Below are 19030 nucleotides of genomic sequence, written 5' to 3'. Positions count from 1 at the left end.
TGGTGAAGCATAATACAAGTTTTTGGTTCAATTTTATTTAAAGAGTATAATGGGAATGACGATTGAACGTTATAATGTAAGCGAACGCTATAATCCACGTGCCCGAGAACAAGAATGGCAAGCGATTTGGGATGAAAAGAAAACTTTTCAGACAGTTCAAGAGGATCGGCGTGAAAAATATTATGTTTTAGAGATGTTTCCCTATCCTTCTGGGCGTATTCACATGGGGCATGTGCGCAATTATGCGATGGGGGATGTTGTTGCACGCTATAAACGTGCAAAGGGGTTTAATGTGCTTCATCCCATGGGGTGGGATGCTTTTGGTATGCCAGCTGAAAATGCAGCTATGCAAAATAAAGTGCACCCAAAAACGTGGACCTATCAAAATATTGCAGTTATGCGCGGGCAATTAAAGCGCTTAGGGTTTTCTCTGGATTGGTCGCGCGAATTTGCAACTTGTGATGTAGACTATTACCACCGTCAACAAATGCTGTTCCTTGACTTTTATGAAAAAGGGTTGGTTACGCGCAAAGTGGCTAAGGTCAATTGGGATCCTGTTGATCAGACTGTTTTGGCAAATGAGCAGGTTGTTGATGGGCGTGGTTGGCGCTCTGGTGCATTGATTGAGCAGCGTGAATTGACGCAGTGGTTTTTCAAAATTAGTGATTTTAGTGAAGATTTATTGGCAGGGCTTGAAAAACTTGAACAGTGGCCAGAAAAAGTCCGCATTATGCAAAAAAACTGGATTGGAAAGTCACGAGGCTTGTTGATTCGTTGGGCTTTAGAGACAGTAGAGGTGACCAATGATGTTTATGAGGCGTTTAATGAAGTTGTCTGTTACTCAACGCGACCTGATACGCTCTTTGGAGCTTCTTTTTTGGCGCTGTCTGTCGATCATCCCATCGCGCAAGCTTTAGCGCAAAAGGATAAAGCGCTTGGTGCTTTTATCGAAAATTGTCTATGTGGTGGAGTGACAACTGAAGCACTTGAAACTGCTGAAAAACAAGGGTTTCGCACATCGTTTTTGGCTGTTCACCCTTTTGATAAAACAGTGCGTATTCCCGTTTATATCGCCAATTTTGTTCTCATGGATTATGGAACAGGCGCTATTTTTGGTTGTCCTGCCCATGATCAAAGAGATCTAGATTTTGCACGCAAATATGATCTTCCAGTGCGACCAGTGGTGTTACCAGAGGGAACTGATGCCAAGGATTTTATGATCGCTGAAACGGCTTATACTGGTGATGGGGTGATGATAAATTCAGGATTTTTGGATGGTTTAACACCGCAACAAGCTTTTGAAGCTGCGGCAGACTGTCTTGAGAAACAAGTGCTCCATGGCCAGCCTCAGGGAAAAAAGACAGTGCAATTTCGACTACGCGATTGGGGGGTTTCGCGTCAACGTTATTGGGGATGTCCGATTCCTATGATCCATTGTGCTGCCTGTGGGGTGGTTCCTGTGCCGCGCGCTGATTTGCCTGTTGTGCTACCTGATGATGTGACTTTTGATCTGCCTGGCAATCCTCTTGTACGTCATAAAACATGGCAAACAGTTGTCTGTCCTTCTTGTGGACAGCCTGCTAAACGCGAAACTGATACAATGGATACATTTGTTGACTCTTCTTGGTATTATGCGCGTTTTACTGCACCTTGGGTACAAGAACCAGTCGACCAAAAGGCAATAACTGAATGGTTGCCTGTGCAACAATATATTGGTGGAATTGAACATGCAATTTTACATCTTCTCTACGCGCGCTTTTTTATGCGTGCCATGAAATTGATCGGCCATGTAACTCTTGATGAACCCTTTAAGGGGCTTTTTACCCAAGGTATGGTTGTTCATGAAACCTATCGGGATGATCAGGGGTGGGTTTCGCCAGAAGAAATTTCGATTGTTGAAAAGGATGGAAAACGTCGAGCTTATAAATTAACCGATCAAAGTGAAGTGACGATTGGTTTGATTGAAAAAATGTCAAAATCAAAAAAGAATGTTGTTGATCCTGATGATATTATTGCATCCTATGGAGCCGATACCGTGCGCTGGTTTGTTTTGTCGGATTCTCCTCCTGAGCGGGATGTCATCTGGACAGAATCTGGTGTTGAGGGAGCATATCGTTTTGTACAGCGTGTTTGGCGCTGTGTAGCTTTGAGTGCTCCGATTTTAAGGGATGTGGTACCTTGTGCAGGGCATCAGGGTGCTGCTTTGAAACTCTCAAAAGCAGCGCATCGCGTGCTTTGCGCCGTGGAAGATGATTTGGAAAAATTTGCGTTTAATCGGGCGATTGCACGCCTTTATGAATTCTTGAATATTTTGGCGCCATTGTTGAACAAGGTAGCAAGTGTTGAGGATGAAATGAAGGCAGCTTTACGTCAGGCAATGGATTTTTTCCTTGCTATGATTGCACCTGTGATGCCTCATTTAGCAGAAGAATGTCATGCTGCTTTAGGAGGAGAAAATCTGATTTGTGAGCTTCCTTGGCCTGTTTATGATTCCGCATTAATCATTGAAGAGTGTTATACTTTGCCAGTACAGATTAATGGTAAAAAGCGCGGTGAGGTGACTGTTGCAGCAACAGCAAGTAAAGAGATGATTGAAGAAGCTGTTTTAGCTCTTGATTTTGTACAGGCGAATCTGGTCGAAAAATCTGTAAAAAAAATGATTATTGTTCCACAAAGGATTGTGAATGTTGTTCTTTAAAACTGTTGTTCCTTTGGTTTTAGCTGGTTTGTCCATACTTTTATGTGGGTGCAAAGTTGAACCCCTTTATCGTCAAGTGTCGCAGATTTCGACGACAGGGAATGCAGTAGATGCTATTTCTTATGGTCGGTCTTCGGACAAAAATTCTTTGGGGCTGACTGAAAAGCTTGCATCCATTATCGTTGAAGAGCCTTCAGATCGTTTTGGTCAAATGGTGCGCAACCGTTTGTTGTTTCTTCTGTATGGAAATGGGAGTAAACCTTCCGCTTCAGCTTATCAATTGGCATTGCAGACATCCACGTTTACAAAGGAATCTATGCAGATAGAGGTTGGTCTCGATAAAAATGGAAGTGGGCGGAATTCCGTTGGAACTGTGGTAAGCAAAGCTTTCTATGTCTTAAGGGATATGAAAGATACTCCTGTTGCCAAAGGAATGAGAACAGTGAATGTATCTTTTGAACGTCCTCGTCAGGAATATGCAACGACACAAGCAGAAGAAAATGCGCAAAAGCGCGCAGCTGAAGAGTTAGCTGAACAAATTTTTATGTTGCTTTCAAAAGACCTTTCAAAACATTAAGCGATATTTTGTCCGGTTTTTTTCCAATCATCGAGGAATATTTGCAAGCCTTTATCGGTTAAAGGATGCTTGATTAGTGCTTTTAAAGTTGCTGGTGGAACAGTTGCAACATCTGCACCGCTTAGTGCTGCTTCTTTGACATGATTGACGGTGCGGATTGACGCTGCCAAAATTTGTGTTTCAAAACCATAATTGTCATAAATTGTACGAATTTCATGAAGCAGTTGACTGCCATCCACTCCACAGTCGTCGATTCTTCCAACAAACGGTGAAACAAATGTTGCTCCTGCTTTGGCTGCCAATAAAGCTTGAGTGGCAGAAAAACAAAGTGTGAGATTTGTTTTTACTCCTCGTTGTGTCAGGGCTTTACATGCTTTCAGTCCGTCAAATGTTAAAGGAAGTTTGATGCAAATATTGTCGGCAATTTTTTCTAAGATAGCCGCTTCTTCCATGATATTGTAAAATTCTGTTGCTGCAACTTCGACAGAAACGGGACCATTGACAATGTTACAAATTTCTTTTGTAACATCAAAAATATTGCATCCTGATTTCAAAATGAGGGAAGGGTTTGTAGTAACACCATCGACAAGACCAAAATTTTGTAATTCTCTGATTTCGTCAATATTGGCGCTGTCCACAAAAAACTTCATGTCCAATCTCCTTGTTTTTTAGCTCTTTGATTCAAAGTCTTTAATGTTTCATCCTGTTTTTGTTATGCGCTATTGTTTATCGCAAAAGCAAGAGAAAGGATATGATAAGTTGAGACATAAATTGGGAATGGGGCAAAATGTGTGAAGGGTTTGTTTATAGTGCTAGCGCTTACGGTGTTCGTATTAAATTCATTTTGAAAATGCTTATCGTTGGCAAAGAAATTGATATGAAAGATTCGGTACAAAAATAAAACAAATGTAACAGAAAAAAATGTTTCGACTTTAGTGCTTCTTTTTGTTGCTGATACTTATCGTTATGAAGCACTATCTGCTAAAAGAGATGTAGCGCTTTTGTTTGTGTTTTAGTTATGAGGCGCGTTGAAAAGAATCATTATTGATAAGGTATTATCGGTAGGGGTGGAAAGATAAACTACGCAAAGGATTCTTCAAAACAGTGTTAAAAGATAAGCTGTAGAGATGTTCTATAAAAGGTTCGTATAAAAGTTGGTATAAAATGAAGCCAAAAGTGACAGAGAAAAAGATTGTTTCAGTATTAGTGCCTCTTCCTGTTGCTCATGCTTATAGTTATGTGGTTCCATCTTCTATGGAGGTTGAAGTTGGTTCTTTTGTTCGTGTTCCAGTGATGGGACGCAAAGTTTGTGGTCTTGTGGTGGACGTTGGAGAGCAGACAGCAAAGGATGGGCAAAGTTCTGTAGCTGTGGCGCATGAAAAATTACGCTCTATCCTCTCTGTTTTTGATTGCCCACCATTAAAGACAGAGATGATTACATTCTTGCGTTTTGTTAGTCAGTATACGATGACTCCTTTTGGTCTCATTGCACGGTTGGTTTTGTGTGTGCCGGCTGCTTTAGAACCGGAAGCACAGATGCCAGGGTTGCAGTATTGTGGGGGGGATGTAAGACGTTTAACACCAGCGCGATTACGGGTTTTGGAATTGGCACGCGATGGTAGGGTTTGGACACGTTCTGGTCTTGCGCATGCGGCAGAAACTTCTGTTTCCGTTGTTGAAGGGTTAAAATCGCTTGGGGTTTTTAAGGATGTTATGATACCTGCTCCTGCTCTTGTTGCGATGCCTGATCCTGATTTTTGTCCCCCCGTATTAGAGGGAACGCAGAATGAAGCAGCAGCATTGTTACGAGAAGGTGTGTTATCTTCTCAGTTTCAAGTTTTTTTGCTTGATGGTGTTACTGGTTCAGGAAAGACGGAAGTTTATTTTGAAGCGGTTTCTCAAGCGCTCATGTGTGGCAAGCAGGTTTTGATTTTATTGCCAGAAATTGCTTTAACACAGCAATTCTTAGATCGTTTTCATGCGCGCTTTGGAGCATCGGCGGCAGAGTGGCATTCAGATTTGGCACCGCGTCGTCGGGAACGTGTGTGGCGGCAAGTTGCAGAAGGACGAGTGCGGGTTGTGGCTGGAGCACGCTCGGCGCTTTTTCTCCCTTTTCATGAGCTTGGATTGATTGTTGTCGATGAAGAACATGATGGTGCTTATAAACAGGAAGAGCGCATTTTTTATCATGCGCGTGATATGGCGGTTGCACGGGCTTCTTTCGAGCATTTCCCTGTTATTTTATCCTCAGCGACACCGTCGATTGAAAGTCAGGCTAATGTTTTAAGAGGTCGTTATCAAAAGGTGCATTTGCCATCGCGTTTTAAAGAAGCAGCACTTCCACAGTTGCGGGTGGTTGATATGCGTCAAGGGGAAGTGCAAAAAGGGCGTTTTATTTCTTCTGCTCTTGAACATGCTTTGATACAAACACTCGAGAAAGGTGAACAGGCACTCCTTTTTCTCAATCGCCGTGGTTATGCGCCTTTAACTTTGTGTCGAGTTTGTGGATATCGTTTTCATTGTAGAGACTGTTCAAGTTGGTTGGTTGAGCATCGTTTGCAAGGGCAACTTAAATGTCATCATTGTGGGTATTCTCAGTCTCTTCCGGAAGCATGCCCTGAATGTGGGACTTTAGACCATCTCGTGGCTTGCGGACCCGGAGTAGAAAGGATTGCAGAGGAAACACGGGAGCTTTTTCCACAGGCGCGATTGTTGATTCTCTCAACTGATTTAAAAGGTGGGGTTCGTCAGTTGCGAAGTGAATTGCAAGCAATTGCAAATGGTGATGTTGATATTGTGATTGGAACACAGTTAGCCGCTAAGGGGCATCATTTTCCTGAGTTGTCCTTAGTAGGTGTGATTGATGCAGATCTTAGCCTTGCGAATGGTGATTTACGTGCGAGTGAGCGTACCTTTCAACTTTTGTCTCAGGTTACCGGAAGAGCAGGGCGTATGGGGTTAGAAAGTTTAGGATTATTGCAAACCTATCAGCCCGATCATCCAGTGATACAAGCCTTGCTTTCGCAACAACGTGAGGATTTTTATACGCATGAGATTGCCATGCGTCAGCATTATCATCTTCCACCTTATGGACGATTTGCCTCTTTGATTGTGTCTTCAGAAAAACGTCAAGCAGCAGAACATTATGCACGTGCGTTGCGCCAAGTTACACCACGGGAGAAAAATATTTCATTGATGGGACCAGCAGAAGCACCGTTGGCTCTTATTCGGGGGCGTTATCGTTTTCGGCTTTTGCTGCAAGGGCAACGTTCTTTCGATATACAAGGGTTTATTCGTGCGATGCTTGCAAGTGCGCCAAAAATTCCTTCTTCAGTTCGACTACAGATCGATATTGATCCGCAAAGCTTTCTCTGAAAGCAAAGCGATATAACGTGGAGGCTATTTGTTTAAAAGACGCTTTATTAAAAGAAGGATAATTTTAAGAAAAAATGACATTTTTTTCTTTTAAGGAGCACATCCGTTATTATCATTTGCTTAGAAACTTGAAATAATACATTTTTCTGTAGCGTTTTTTGGCAAAAGAGCATTTTCAGAAGAATGTCCTATTTTAAAATTGAAGAAGATCATTTTTCTTTTGGTTTCAGACAGTTTATGGAGCAAAAAGGCATTTGAAAAATCTGTTAGGGGATGTCAAAAAGAGACACAAAAAACTGTGGTGTTAAGCAGTATATTTTCAAAAAAAATTCCTTTTTTAAAAATATTTTGAATATTTTATTTAAAATTTTCAGAAAGCATCGATTTGGAGTATTGCGAGTCGGTAATGTCTATGCTAGAAAATCGGAAAGTTCTTTGTTCTGAGTTTTAAGAAGAAGATTCTTAGAATTTGGGATGTCTGATCCATTTCATCTGATAATTATCAGAGAGTCGCTCAAGGGAAAGAGGCGGTATTTCGTGTCGGATTCATTTTCTCTTATACCGCTGCCACTGGTAGATCAGCGCTATGCACAAGCGCTTTTTGATTTTGTTCAAGAAGCAGAGGTCGTTGAAAAGGTTGAAAAGGCAGTGGGGTCTTTTTTGCTTGTATTGGATCAAAATGAAGACTTAAAACGCTTTGTACAGAGCCCATTCTTTCCAGTAAAAGAGCAAGTTAAGGTGATGCATTCTGTTTGCGAGAGCATCAGATTTGCTGATAAGGGCGCTGGTCAGATTGTTTGTGATTTTTTGCGTGTTATCGCAGTAAACCGTCGGCTTTGTGCTGTGTTTGGTATTTTACATGCTTTTCAGCGTCGTGTTGCTTTATCTCGTAGGGAAATTTCAGCGCAGATTGTTTCTGCCTGTCCATTGCGTTCTGATCAGGAACAAGAGTTGCGCGTGGCTTTGGAAGGTATCGTTGGGGGAAAAGTTTTGCTGCACATCCTTGTTGATCCAACAATTCTTGGTGGATTGATCGTTCGTGTGGGATCGTCTCAGATTGATGCGTCTCTTGCAACAAAATTATCTTCGCTTAAGCTTGCATTGAAAAAAGAGGTCAGCTGATGGATATTAGACCATCTGAAATTTCAAAAATTCTAAAAGAGCAAATCAAGAACTTTGACCAAAAGGCTGAAGTTTCAGAAGTTGGTTGGGTATTATCTGTGGGTGATGGTATCGCCCGCGTTTATGGTTTGGATAATGTTCAAGCAGGTGAAATGGTTTCCTTTTCAAATGGCGTGCGTGGTATGGCCTTGAATTTGGAGATCGATAATGTCGGTGTTGTGATTTTTGGGTCAGATCGTGATATTCGTGAAGGCGATTGTGTTAAGCGATTAGGCGCTATCGTGGATGTTCCTGTGGGGCCAGCTTTGCTTGGGCGTGTTGTTGATGCTCTTGGAAATCCTATAGATGGTAAAGGACCTATTAAGGCAACAGAGCGTCGTCGTGTTGATGTCAAGGCTCCAGGAATTATTCCGCGTCAGTCAGTGCATGAGCCAATGTCGACTGGGTTAAAATCTATTGATGCGCTCATCCCCATTGGACGTGGACAGCGTGAGTTGGTGATCGGAGATCGTCAAACGGGGAAAACAGCGATTTTGCTCGATACATTTTTAAATCAGAAGCCGTTTCACGAAAATGGTGCGGGACGGGAACAGGACAAAGTGTATTGTATTTATGTCGCTATTGGTCAAAAACGTTCAACGGTGGCGCAATTCGTTAAAGTTTTGGAAGAACAGGGGGCTCTTGAGTATTCAATTATTGTCGCGGCTACAGCTTCTGATCCTGCTCCACTACAATTTATCGCTCCTCTTGCAGGTTGTGCAATGGGGGAATATTTCCGTGACAATGGTCAGCATGCTTTGATCGGTTATGATGATCTTTCAAAACAGGCTGTTGCTTATCGTCAGATGTCTCTTTTGCTTCGTCGCCCTCCTGGTCGTGAAGCTTATCCTGGTGATGTTTTCTATCTTCATTCTCGTCTTTTAGAGCGGGCTGCAAAGTTGAATGCTGAAAATGGTTCCGGATCTTTGACAGCTTTGCCAGTCATTGAAACACAGGCGAATGATGTTTCTGCTTATATTCCTACAAATGTGATTTCGATCACCGATGGGCAAATTTTCCTGGAAACTAATTTGTTTTATCAGGGAATTCGTCCTGCTGTGAATGTTGGTCTTTCTGTTTCGCGTGTTGGTTCAGCTGCGCAAATTAAGGCGATGAAGCAGGTTGCTGGTTCTATCAAAGGTGAATTAGCACAATATCGAGAAATGGCCGCTTTTGCACAATTCGGTTCGGATTTAGATGCTTCAACGCAGCGCCTTTTAAATCGTGGTGAACGTTTGACAGAGCTTTTAAAGCAGCCACAATTTTCTCCATTGAAAACAGAAGAACAGGTTGTTGTTATTTTTGCGGGTGTGAACGGTTATCTTGATTCCTTGGCTGTTTCTGATGTCACTCGGTTTGAACAAGGGCTTTTAACTCTCCTACGTAGTAGCCAGCAAGATCTTTTGAAGGCAATTGCTGACAAAAAACAGATAACCGATGATATCAAGAATAAGTTGATTGCTGTTCTTAATACTTACGCGAAAAATTTTTCGTGACGAATTGATGGAATGCTCGAATGGCATCACTAAAGGATCTTAGAGACCGTATTGCCTCGGTTAAGGCAACACAGAAGATTACCAAAGCCATGCAAATGGTTGCGGCGGCGAGGTTGCATCGTGCGCAAGAGGTCGCGCAGTCCGCGCGTCCTTATGCCGAGCGGATGGATGCTATTTTAACCAGTGTTGCTGCTGATGTTGATACAGTTGATGCGCCTCCTCTTATGCGTGGTACTGGTCGAGATGATGTGCATCTTTTGGTTGTGTGTACTGCGGAGCGCGGTTTGTGCGGTGCGTTCAATGTGCAGATTGCTCGTCGTGCACGCGAACAGATTAAGACGCTTCTTTCTGCCGGTAAAGCCGTTAAAATTTTAACCGTAGGCAAAAAGGGAGCAGATATTTTATCGCGTGATTATAAAGCTTTGATGGTTGATCACATTGATTTGCATTCTGTAAAGCGGATTGGTTTTGCAGAGGCGGCGATGATTAGCCAACGGATCATTGATTTATTCAATGAGGGGCTCTTCGATGTGTGCACCCTGTTTTACTCTGAATTTGTTTCAGTAATTAATCAGCGTCCAACAGCTTTTGGCTTGATCCCAATGGCTTCTTTTGGAGGGATTATTGGAAAAACAGATAAAAGCGGAGATCTACAATCGATTGTTTATGATTACGAGCCTGATGCAGCTTCTCTTTTGGATGCGCTTGTACTGCGCAATCTTTCTGTGCAAATTTTTCGGGCTTTGCTTGAAAATGTTGCTGGTGAGATGGGTGCGAAGATGACTGCTATGGACAATGCATCGCGCAATGCAGGTGAAATGATTAATAAATTGACCGTAGCTTATAATCGCCAGCGTCAGGCACAAATCACGACGGAATTGATCGAAATTATTGCGGGCGCTGAAGCGCTTTAAATTGAAAAGGTAAGGATTGATGGTAAAAGCAGTGACGTCAAGCAAGGAAGCCACAAAAGTTGAGAAAAAGAAATCAGCTGCTCGTTCAGGTGTGAAAAAAGTCGCCTCGAAATTTCAAGCTGCCGTAAAGAATTCTTCTAATCCTGTTCGTACTTCTCGTAAAGACACGCGTGAAAAAAAGGCAGTTGGTGAGATCAAACAGGTTATTGGTGCTGTTGTTGATGTGCAGTTTGAAGGTGAGTTGCCAAATATTCTCAATGCATTAGAAACAGAGAATTTAGGCAGTCGATTGGTTTTAGAAGTTGCTCAGCATTTGGGTGAAAATACAGTGCGCACGATCGCCATGGATACGACGGATGGTCTTATCCGTGGTCAAAAGGTTTTTGATACAGGAACACAGATCAGTGTTCCTGTTGGAGAGGCAACGCTTGGGCGTATTATGAATGTGATTGGAGAGCCAGTTGACAATGTTGGACCAATTGCAGCAACTAAAATGCGTTCCATTCACCAAGAGGCCCCTGAATATGTTGAGCAATCAACAGTGTCAGAAATTCTTGTCACTGGTATTAAAGTCGTTGATTTGTTAGCGCCTTATTCTAAAGGTGGTAAGATTGGCTTGTTTGGTGGTGCTGGGGTTGGTAAAACCGTTCTCATTATGGAGCTTATTAACAATATTGCAAAAGCGCATGGTGGGTATTCCGTGTTTGCTGGCGTTGGAGAACGTACACGTGAAGGAAATGATCTCTATTATGAAATGATCGAAAGCCGTGTGAATGTGAATCCAAAAGATAATAATGGTTCAACGGAAGGATCAAAATGTGCGCTCGTTTATGGGCAAATGAATGAGCCACCAGGAGCGCGTGCACGTGTTGCTCTTTCAGGATTGACTATTGCAGAAAGTTTCCGTGATGAAGGCCAGGATGTCCTTTTTTTCGTGGATAATATTTTCCGTTTTACGCAAGCAGGAGCAGAAGTTTCAGCTCTTTTAGGGCGTATCCCTTCTGCTGTGGGTTATCAGCCAACTTTGGCAACGGACATGGGCGCTTTGCAAGAGCGTATTACCAGCACGAAAACAGGGTCTATTACCTCTGTCCAGGCTATTTACGTTCCTGCTGATGACTTGACTGACCCAGCGCCTGCGACATCTTTTGCTCACTTGGATGCAACAACGGTTCTTTCGCGTTCAATTGCTGAAAAGGGTATTTATCCAGCAGTTGATCCACTCGATTCTTTCTCACGCATGTTGGATCCATTGGTTGTAGGTGAAGAGCATTATACGGTTGCTTGTCAAGTTCAAACCATTTTGCAACGTTATAGAGCTCTACAGGATATCATTGCTATTCTTGGAATGGATGAACTTTCTGAAGATGATAAGTTGCTGGTGGGGCGGGCGCGTAAAATTGAACGTTTCCTTTCGCAACCTTTCCATGTCGCTGAAGCTTTTACTGGTTCACCTGGGAAACTCGTACCTTTGGAAGACACAATCAAAGGCTTTAAAGGTCTTTGTGCTGGCGATTATGATGATTTGCCGGAAGCGGCTTTTTATATGGTTGGTTCGATTGATGAAGCCATTGAAAAAGGAAAGCGTCTCATTGCAGAGGCTTCTTCATAAGAAGAAATCTGTAATGAATGCTTGTTGTAAAGAGAACAACCAAGCCTCGTGGAGATTTTTGTGGAAAACGATAGAGAAGAGCATTTTTTGTTTGAGCTTGTGTCACCTGAAAAAATTGTGTTTTCAGAGAAGGTGATATCTGTTGTTCTTCCTTCAGCGTCAGGTGCTCTAACAGTTATGGCGTATCACGCGCCTTTAATTGCAGGTATTGTGTTGGGGAGTGTGCGCGTTCGCACCTCTGCAGGGGAAAAGTTGTTTGCTGTCTGTGGAGGTGTTGCTAATATTACCCTTTCAGGATGCTCTCTTTTGGCAGAGAGAGTTGTTGCTGTTGAGCATCTTTCTTTTGAGGTGTTGGAACAAAAGATTTTGCAAGTTCGAGCAACATTAGAGGGGGATTCAAGTGATGAGGAGAATCATAAGGTAGAAGAATTTTTTCATCAGTTGACAGCTATTGATGCTGTGTTGACAGAGGCATAACGGATTATACAGGAAAAGGCGACATGAGCGGAAGAAAGAGTACGGTTGTGTCTGCTAAAAGAGGAGGGAAGCCTTTTCCTCATCCTGGTGTTGTCTTTGCAGGGCCTTTGCCAAAATGCTTTGTTTATATTTTTGCCTCTTTTATTTTGCAATGGGCTTATGGTTTAGGAGCCAATGTTGTTCAATCTAACATTTTCCATCTTACGGGTGACTTTCACGCAACTCTGACGGAAACTACATGGTTAGTTGCTGCCTATATGGCACCAAATGTAAGCGTTGCGATCATGTTGATCAAGATCCGCTACCAGTTTGGGCTTCGTGCTTTTGCTGAATTATCAATCCTTGGTTTCGTTTTGGTTTGTGTTTTGCAGTTATTTGTGACGGATTTGCGTTCCGCTCTGATCATTCGCTTTTTTGCTGGTATTGCCGCGGCACCTTTGGCTTCACTTGCGCTTCTTTATATGATGGAGGCTTTTGCACCAGCAAAGAAGTTTACCATTGGTCTTAGTTTGAATTATATGAATGCAGCTTTAGCAGCACCCTTATCACGCTTGATTTCGCCTGATTTGTTGGAAAGTGGTGGTTTTTCGAGTCTTTCAGCGATGGAAATGGGGTTGGTTCTTATCAGTTTGGGATGTATCTATGCTCTTCCACTGACTCCTGTTGTGCGCAGCAAGGTTATTCAGAAGTTAGATTGGGTGAGTTACGGTTTGATTGCACTTGGTCTTGGACTCAATGCAATGATTATGTCTGTTGGCACATTGTATTGGTGGTATGAAGCACCGTGGATTGGTTGGGGGCTTGCGCTCGCTGTTTTTTCTTTGACCATTGCGACTATTCTTGAACTTAATAGAGAAAAACCGCTGATTGATTTACGTTGGCTTTTCAGTAAAGAAATGGTACAATCCGTTTTTATTTTATTTGTTTTTCACGTTTTTTTATTAGAGCGATCAAGTTTAGCAGCAGGCTTTTTTCATCTTATGGGTTTGTTAAATCGTGAGATGATGCCTATGCATTTTGCTGTTGTATTGGGCACCTTTTTAGGGGGAGCGGTTTGTGTCTTTTTTTTACGTGCTGGGCGTGAGGATTATTTTTATCTTTTATCTTTAGGTTGTTTGGCGCTCGGAACTTATTTAGATAGTTATGCAAGCCATTTAACGAGTCCGCGAGATATGATGTTGAGTCAAGGGCTGGTGAGCTTTAGTTATGCACTTTTTTTGCCACCTGCTCTTTTCAAGGGATTTGTTATAGCTGGTGAGCGAGGACCACGTTACGTTTTAAGTTTTATTGCTATTTTTCTGTTGACGCAAGTGACGGGGGGGTTAATGGGTTCGGCTTTTTTTGGCAGTCTTCAAATTTTTTTCGCCCATAAGAATTTTGAGTCCTTAACACAAGGTATTGCTGTCACAGATCCCCTTATTTCAGGTGGGGGGAGTACCCTATTTTCATCCTCTTATGCTGTTTCTGCTCCTGATGTTTTGGGGAGTGAGCAAGCTGTGTCTAGACTGATTGAGAAGTTAAAATTAATGGCAAATATTTTTGCTTATGATGATGTTTTTCGTCTTTATTTTTATATTGCAACGGTTGTATTTGCTATTTTTCTTGCCAAAATACTTTTAAAATCACGCTTTTGGGGTGCATTCGAAAAACGGAGCTCTATCATGGAAGAGGAGTGCAAAAAATGATAAAAGCATTACGATCAAAAGCGACGATTGTTGCATTCCTGTCAGGTGTTACGGGTGTTTTGCTGATTTTATGGGCTTGGAAGCTTCCTCCTTTTGTCAGTACCATTCAAGTAACCGATAATGCTTCAATTAAGGGCAATGTTACCCTAGTCAGTTCACAGATCTCTGGGGTGATTTCACGGATTTATGTTCAAGATTATCAAAGAGTTGAAAAGGGAATGCTGTTATTTGAACTCGATGATTCTCTCTTTCGCCAACAGCTTGCACGGGCACAGGCTGTTTTAGATTCAAAAAATGCAAAACTTGCAAGTACTAAGTTGCAGGCTCAGATTTTACAGGGAGAAATTAATACAGCAGAAGCAGAATTGGCGCGTTCGCGAGCATTTTCCAATGTTATTCCTGGAAGCAGGAAGCTAAACTTTAGTGATGCTTCGAGTTCTGTTTCTCGTCCTCTTTCGCAATTATTAGCAGCCCTTGAAACAAAACGTCAATTGCAAAAACAATTGGATCTTGAACGGCAAAATTTACAGTCAGAGGTTGCAGGAGCAAAAGTTGGTGTTGAATTGGCTAAGCTCAATCTGGATCATACTAAGATTTTATCTCCTAGAACAGGCTATGTTGGGTTGGTTGGTGCACGGGTAGGACAATATGTTTCGCCTGGTACGCAGTTGGTGTCGGTCATTTCTGATGATATTTGGATTATTGCCAATTATAAGGAAACGCAACTTTTTCAGATGCGTGTTGGACAACCTGTTATTTTTTCTGTTGATGCATTGAACAATAAGAAATTAACGGGGCGTGTGGTTCGTTTTGCACCTGCGACAGGTTCAGAATTTTCATTGTTAAAAACGGATACTACAATTGGCAACTTCATTAAAATTGCGCAACGTGTTTCGGTGCGTATTGCTTTGGATCCTGGTCAGGAGGGGGCAGAAAAGCTGATTCCTGGTATGTCTGTGGTTACGTATGTGGACACTTCACAGCGTGCTGTTTCTGGAGGTTAAAACTTTGGGTTTTTTGAATTTTATTTTTATGCCCTTTACTTATAGCAAGTGGGTATTCACTTTAGAAGATTTCATTTGGTTTGTTATGATGCACTTCTTTAAACTCTTATTTGCAGTGTCGTAAGGCAAAGCATTGTCCTTTAGTACCTTGATATAAGGCATATTCATGCATATTAAAGACACAATGTCGTTTATGTCTACTTTCAGTCTTCTTTTGCATAAACCAAGGATAAGATAGTAAAGGAAGATTTTCAGGCATGACTTGGAGAGCCTATGAAATGAACTATATAAGTGGTCAGCAGTAGGAATCTATAGAGAGAAGTTGGTTTGTTTATAAATAAGTACTAGAGGAGGATTCGTCCTTTAGGGCGTGAAGAAATCGTTTTTAAACTGAAATGGTTATGGTGTTTTGTAGCATTTTAAAAGCTATAGAAGAATGCCCGCTTTGAGTCGGGCATTATAAAGAGGCTGGTTGTTGGTGTGTTATTAATTTTTGCGTATCAGCAAGAAACCAGCTAAAGCTATTCCTGCGGTTAATGCAATGGTTGTTTTAGGATTCTCTTTTACTTTTTTTTTCAATTCTGTAGCATGCTCATTGAGGTGGTAAAGCGCGTGACAGCCTTTTTGTTTCCATGTATCAAGTATATTAGAGAGATTATCAAAGCTGTTGTTATCATGAAAACGCCAATGGTTGTTCACTGGTACGAGTTCATTTTTTAATTGCGCAATGCGTTTTTTAATTTTAGCATTTTTTGAATGAGGCGAAAATAGACACATTTGTTAACTCCTTGATGTTTACATTATACTACGTGAAGACAGTTGAAGTTGTGTTTGGGGCTTTTGTATAACGGCTTGAAGATTAAAAGGTTGCATCGATTGCGTTCCTTAGTGGCCAATGGGAAAAGCCAAAAGTTGTTACTCGATGAGATAATTCTCTTTAATTTATTTTTTTTTGAATTGTGCTTTTATTTTGCCAAAATTATGTTTGAAAATGCAAATTTTGAAAATTTGAGGATGTTAATGAGCACAGCATGTTATTTCTCTAAACCTTTTGAACGTCGTTGGTCTGTTCCTGTTGCGGTGGGCGGTGTAATGGTCGGTGGTAATAACCCGATAGTTGTTCAGTCAATGACAAATACTGATACTGCCGATGTTGATGCAACAGCTGAACAAATTGCTGCCCTTTGGCGAGCCGGTTCGGAACTGGTTCGGATAACCGTTGATCGTGATGAAGCCGCTGCTGCCGTACCCAAAATACAGGAGCGATTAGAACAGTTAGGCGTTGTTGTGCCAGTGGTAGGGGATTTCCATTATATTGGCCATAAACTTTTAGCAGAAAATCCTGCATGCGCTGAGGTGCTTGCAAAATATCGAATCAATCCTGGAAACGTTGGTTTTGGCGTAAAAAAGGATCGTCAGTTTGCGGAAATTATTGAGATTGCCTGTCGGTATAATAAACCTATTCGCATTGGTGTGAATTGGGGATCCCTTGATAATGTATTGTTAACACGGCTTATGGATGAGAATGCTAAGCAGGAAAAACCTTTATCTGTCATTGAAGTGATGCGGGAAGCTGTCGTTCAGTCGGCTCTTCATTCGGCTATTTGGGCTGAAGAGTTAGGATTAGGACGTGATAAAATTATTCTTTCTGCTAAAGTGAGTGATGTACAAGATCTCATTGCTGTTTACATTGCCTTGGCAGAGCGTTGTGATTATGCGCTCCATTTAGGATTGACAGAAGCAGGTATGGGAACGAAGGGTATTGTTGCTTCTTCGGTGTCTATGGGTATTTTATTACAGCAAGGGATTGGAGATACGATCCGTATTTCATTAACACCTGAACCTGGGGGAGATAGGACACGAGAAGTGAGAGTTTCTCAAGAGCTTTTGCAAGTTATGGGATTCCGACAATTTTTACCTGTTGTTACGGCTTGTCCTGGATGTGGTCGTACGACCTCGACAGTTTTTCAGCAATTAGCGCAAAAAATTGAAATGAATTTATACAAAAATATGCCTGTATGGCGTAAAAAATACCCTGGTGTTGAAGGGTTGAAGGTTGCGGTTATGGGTTGCATCGTCAATGGACCAGGAGAATCAAAACATGCTGATATTGGGATTTCGTTGCCTGGAATGGGTGAAAATCCAGCGGCTCCCGTTTTTATTGAGGGCAAAAAGGTGAAAACTTTGCGTGGCAACCATATTGCTGAAGAATTTGAATCTCTTCTAAGTGATTATATTCATACACGCTTTGGGCAAGGTTGAAACAAGTCATTGAATAGGGCTGAAACAAGGTAACCCCTTTGTTTTTAGCCCTTTTTGCTTTGTGTTTTGCTGCTGGTGTAGCAGGTGAACTTTTAATTTTTGCGTGTTGCACTAAAGAGAGTTGCTTGTTGGAGCAGTTTTGCTTTGGCACCAAAAGGGCGTAAAAGTGTTTCTGCTTTAGCGATGAGCTCGTCTCGTTTTTTTTGCGTTTCTTGAATGCCATAAAGACGAACAAAAGTGGCTTTTTGTGTCGTTTCATCTTTACCAGCAGTTTTTCCCAAAGCTTCGGTACTGGCGGTCACATCCAGAAGATCATCCGTCAATTGAAATGCTAAACCAAGATATGTTCCAAAAGTGGCAAGTTTTTCTGTTAATTCTTTAGGAGCATTGCCGATGATTGCTCCTGCTTGGCAAGCAAAGCTTATAAGGGCGGCTGTTTTCATTCGTTGTAGGGTGATGATGTGGGCGCTATCTTGCGATTTTTTTTCCGCTTCAAGGTCAAGCATTTGACCGCCTAGCATTCCACCAAGTCCTGCGGATTGTGCAAGGGTTGTAATCAGCTTTATTCTGGTGTCAAAAGGGAGTGCACAGGCTTTATGTGCAATGATTTCAAAGGCAAGAGTCAAGAGAGCGTTGCCTGCTAGAATTGCTGTTGCTTCATCGAATGCTATGTGGACGGTGGGTTTTCCGCGTCGAAGTGTGTCGTTATCCATAGCAGGAAGATCATCGTGAATGAGCGAATAACAGTGGACACATTCTAAGGCACACGCGATATCAAGAGAGTGTTCAGCAGGAACATTAAAAAGTGCTGCACTTTGAATAACAAGAAAAGGCCGCAGGCGTTTTCCACCATTCAGTACACCATGACGCATGGCTTTAATCAAGATTTCAGGACGAGCAATTTCGCCATTTTGGACTTGAGCACTTAACAGTGTATCAAGTCGCTTTTCAATAGCGTGGGCATGTTTCGCAAGAAGGGTGGTAAATTCGTGCATTCTTGCTTCCTTTGTTCTTTGCAAAATAAAATCTTGGAATTTACAAGATAGAGGCTGTCGCTTTTTCTTGTTTTAGTCGATCTGCATAGGTTTTTATTAAAAAATCAATTTTTTTTGATGCTTATACCCACTATATGCGGGAGTTCTCGTTAAAGCTAAACAAAAAATTAAATGAAAGTCTAGCCAAAAGGTTATATTCAGTGTATAAGTTTGTAAAATTTTATGGTGTTTTTGATAGAAGCATTGTCATTTTTTGGCATTGCTTTTTCTGTTTTAGTGGATTCGGAGTATCTTTTTATGGCTGTACCTAAACGAAAAACCTCTCCATCGAAGCGGGGTATGCGCCGTTCGGCTGATGCCCTCAAGGTACCAACTTATATCGAGGATAAAAATTCTGGTGAACTGCGTCGCCCTCATCATATTGATTTGAAAACAGGGATGTATCGCGGACGTTCAATTTTGGTGCCGAAGGATTGAGAGTTTTATCTTTTTACTAAATGGTAAATTCATTTGATTCGTAGAAAAGTGCGTGCATGGGCAGGATATGCTTTTCGGTTATTCTCTTAACAGAGGGTATCGGGGTGTGGGTTTTTCCCTAGTTATGCGGTGGGTTTTCTTATACTTGTTATCGTGACAGATAACTCGAGCGATTGTGTGTGCGCTTTTTTTGGAGTATGTTGTGTGCGGGTTCGGTAAAAGTTCTCTGTCTGTGTCGATGAAATAAGCTTGGTAGCGGAATCATTTTCCTCAATATATTCTTAGGATGTATTCGAT

Annotated in this window: 15 protein-coding genes; 12 read left to right on the top strand and 3 right to left on the bottom strand. The window is 41.8% G+C overall.

Annotated features, from left to right (window positions below; all coding sequences use genetic code 11):
• The first annotated feature begins 55 nt into the window (after window positions 1–55).
• Window positions 56–2698, top strand: coding sequence for a leucine--tRNA ligase (gene leuS / locus V3564_RS05725; protein ID WP_455481465.1), 2643 nt, complete (start codon window positions 56–58; stop codon window positions 2696–2698).
• Window positions 2685–3275: an LPS assembly lipoprotein LptE gene (lptE, locus tag V3564_RS05720; RefSeq protein ID WP_455480619.1), complete on the top strand. Its 591-nt coding sequence runs from the start codon at window positions 2685–2687 to the stop codon at window positions 3273–3275. Before leuS ends, lptE begins: the two co-directional genes overlap by 14 nt.
• Here lptE and fsa read toward each other — a convergent pair.
• Entirely contained in the window at window positions 3272–3925 is a 654-nt protein-coding gene (fsa, locus tag V3564_RS05715; protein WP_455480618.1) for a fructose-6-phosphate aldolase, read from the bottom strand. The two genes, lptE and fsa, sit on opposite strands and share 4 nt — an antisense overlap.
• A 514-nt stretch (window positions 3926–4439) precedes the next feature.
• Here fsa and V3564_RS05710 point away from each other — a divergent pair.
• The 8 genes from V3564_RS05710 (at window position 4440) to V3564_RS05675 (ending at window position 14999) form a co-directional block, all read left to right on the top strand.
• The gene (locus V3564_RS05710; protein WP_455480617.1) at window positions 4440–6650 is read left to right on the top strand and encodes a primosomal protein N'; all 2211 of its coding nucleotides are present in this window, start codon (window positions 4440–4442) and stop codon (window positions 6648–6650) included.
• Between the two features lie 537 nt (window positions 6651–7187).
• The gene (atpH, locus tag V3564_RS05705; RefSeq protein WP_455480616.1) at window positions 7188–7772 is read left to right on the top strand and encodes an ATP synthase F1 subunit delta; all 585 of its coding nucleotides are present in this window, start codon (window positions 7188–7190) and stop codon (window positions 7770–7772) included.
• Window positions 7772–9307, top strand: coding sequence for a F0F1 ATP synthase subunit alpha (atpA, locus tag V3564_RS05700; RefSeq protein ID WP_455480615.1), 1536 nt, complete (start codon window positions 7772–7774; stop codon window positions 9305–9307). Before atpH ends, atpA begins: the two co-directional genes overlap by 1 nt.
• Window positions 9308–9327: 20 nt before the next feature.
• Window positions 9328–10221 (top strand): F0F1 ATP synthase subunit gamma, encoded by an 894-nt coding sequence (locus tag V3564_RS05695; protein WP_455480614.1) that lies wholly within the window; start codon window positions 9328–9330, stop codon window positions 10219–10221.
• 19 nt (window positions 10222–10240) lie between these two features.
• The gene (gene atpD / locus V3564_RS05690; RefSeq protein ID WP_455480613.1) at window positions 10241–11833 is read left to right on the top strand and encodes a F0F1 ATP synthase subunit beta; all 1593 of its coding nucleotides are present in this window, start codon (window positions 10241–10243) and stop codon (window positions 11831–11833) included.
• Between the two features lie 60 nt (window positions 11834–11893).
• Window positions 11894–12310, top strand: a complete 417-nt coding sequence (atpC, locus tag V3564_RS05685; RefSeq protein ID WP_455480612.1) for an ATP synthase F1 subunit epsilon — start codon at window positions 11894–11896, stop codon at window positions 12308–12310.
• Window positions 12311–12333: 23 nt separating this feature from the next.
• A complete protein-coding gene (locus tag V3564_RS05680) occupies window positions 12334–13995 on the top strand; it encodes an MFS transporter (RefSeq protein WP_455480611.1) in 1662 nt (553 codons plus the stop codon).
• The gene (locus V3564_RS05675; protein ID WP_455480610.1) at window positions 13992–14999 is read left to right on the top strand and encodes an HlyD family secretion protein; all 1008 of its coding nucleotides are present in this window, start codon (window positions 13992–13994) and stop codon (window positions 14997–14999) included. The genes V3564_RS05680 and V3564_RS05675 overlap by 4 nt, the downstream gene beginning before the upstream one ends.
• Before the next feature lie 486 nt (window positions 15000–15485).
• Here V3564_RS05675 and V3564_RS05670 read toward each other — a convergent pair whose 3' ends face one another.
• Complete coding sequence (locus V3564_RS05670) at window positions 15486–15776, bottom strand: hypothetical protein (RefSeq protein WP_455480609.1); 291 nt, start codon at window positions 15774–15776, stop codon at window positions 15486–15488.
• A 243-nt stretch (window positions 15777–16019) separates the two neighbouring features.
• Between V3564_RS05670 and ispG the strand changes: the two genes are divergently transcribed.
• Window positions 16020–17261 carry a flavodoxin-dependent (E)-4-hydroxy-3-methylbut-2-enyl-diphosphate synthase gene (gene ispG / locus V3564_RS05665; RefSeq protein WP_455480608.1) on the top strand — a complete coding sequence of 414 codons (1242 nt, stop codon included), beginning with the start codon at window positions 16020–16022 and terminating at the stop codon, window positions 17259–17261.
• A gap of 92 nt (window positions 17262–17353) precedes the next feature.
• Here ispG and V3564_RS05660 read toward each other — a convergent pair whose 3' ends face one another.
• Window positions 17354–18256 carry a polyprenyl synthetase family protein gene (locus tag V3564_RS05660; RefSeq protein WP_455480607.1) on the bottom strand — a complete coding sequence of 301 codons (903 nt, stop codon included), beginning with the start codon at window positions 18254–18256 and terminating at the stop codon, window positions 17354–17356.
• Window positions 18257–18553: 297 nt separating this feature from the next.
• On the opposite strand from V3564_RS05660, the gene rpmF reads away from it, so the two are divergent.
• Window positions 18554–18733, top strand: coding sequence for a 50S ribosomal protein L32 (rpmF, locus tag V3564_RS05655; RefSeq protein WP_455480606.1), 180 nt, complete (start codon window positions 18554–18556; stop codon window positions 18731–18733).
• Window positions 18734–19030 lie beyond the last annotated feature (297 nt).

The organism is Bartonella sp. B12(2025) (assembly GCF_053795135.1).
This window is presented reverse-complemented; position numbering and strand designations above follow the sequence as displayed.

Bases quoted from the DNA above. Each gene is read 5' to 3' on its own strand.
- leuS (WP_455481465.1), top strand. From the start codon at position 56: ATGACGATTGAACGTTATAATGTAAGCGAACGCTATAATCCACGTGCC.
- lptE (WP_455480619.1), top strand. From the start codon at position 2,685: ATGTTGTTCTTTAAAACTGTTGTTCCTTTGGTTTTAGCTGGTTTGTCC.
- fsa (WP_455480618.1), bottom strand. From the start codon at position 3,925: ATGAAGTTTTTTGTGGACAGCGCCAATATTGACGAAATCAGAGAATTA.
- V3564_RS05710 (WP_455480617.1), top strand. From the start codon at position 4,440: ATGAAGCCAAAAGTGACAGAGAAAAAGATTGTTTCAGTATTAGTGCCT.
- atpA (WP_455480615.1), top strand. From the start codon at position 7,772: ATGGATATTAGACCATCTGAAATTTCAAAAATTCTAAAAGAGCAAATC.
- V3564_RS05695 (WP_455480614.1), top strand. From the start codon at position 9,328: ATGGCATCACTAAAGGATCTTAGAGACCGTATTGCCTCGGTTAAGGCA.
- atpD (WP_455480613.1), top strand. From the start codon at position 10,241: ATGGTAAAAGCAGTGACGTCAAGCAAGGAAGCCACAAAAGTTGAGAAA.
- V3564_RS05680 (WP_455480611.1), top strand. From the start codon at position 12,334: ATGAGCGGAAGAAAGAGTACGGTTGTGTCTGCTAAAAGAGGAGGGAAG.
- V3564_RS05675 (WP_455480610.1), top strand. From the start codon at position 13,992: ATGATAAAAGCATTACGATCAAAAGCGACGATTGTTGCATTCCTGTCA.
- V3564_RS05670 (WP_455480609.1), bottom strand. From the start codon at position 15,776: ATGTGTCTATTTTCGCCTCATTCAAAAAATGCTAAAATTAAAAAACGC.
- ispG (WP_455480608.1), top strand. From the start codon at position 16,020: ATGAGCACAGCATGTTATTTCTCTAAACCTTTTGAACGTCGTTGGTCT.
- V3564_RS05660 (WP_455480607.1), bottom strand. From the start codon at position 18,256: ATGCACGAATTTACCACCCTTCTTGCGAAACATGCCCACGCTATTGAA.
- rpmF (WP_455480606.1), top strand. From the start codon at position 18,554: ATGGCTGTACCTAAACGAAAAACCTCTCCATCGAAGCGGGGTATGCGC.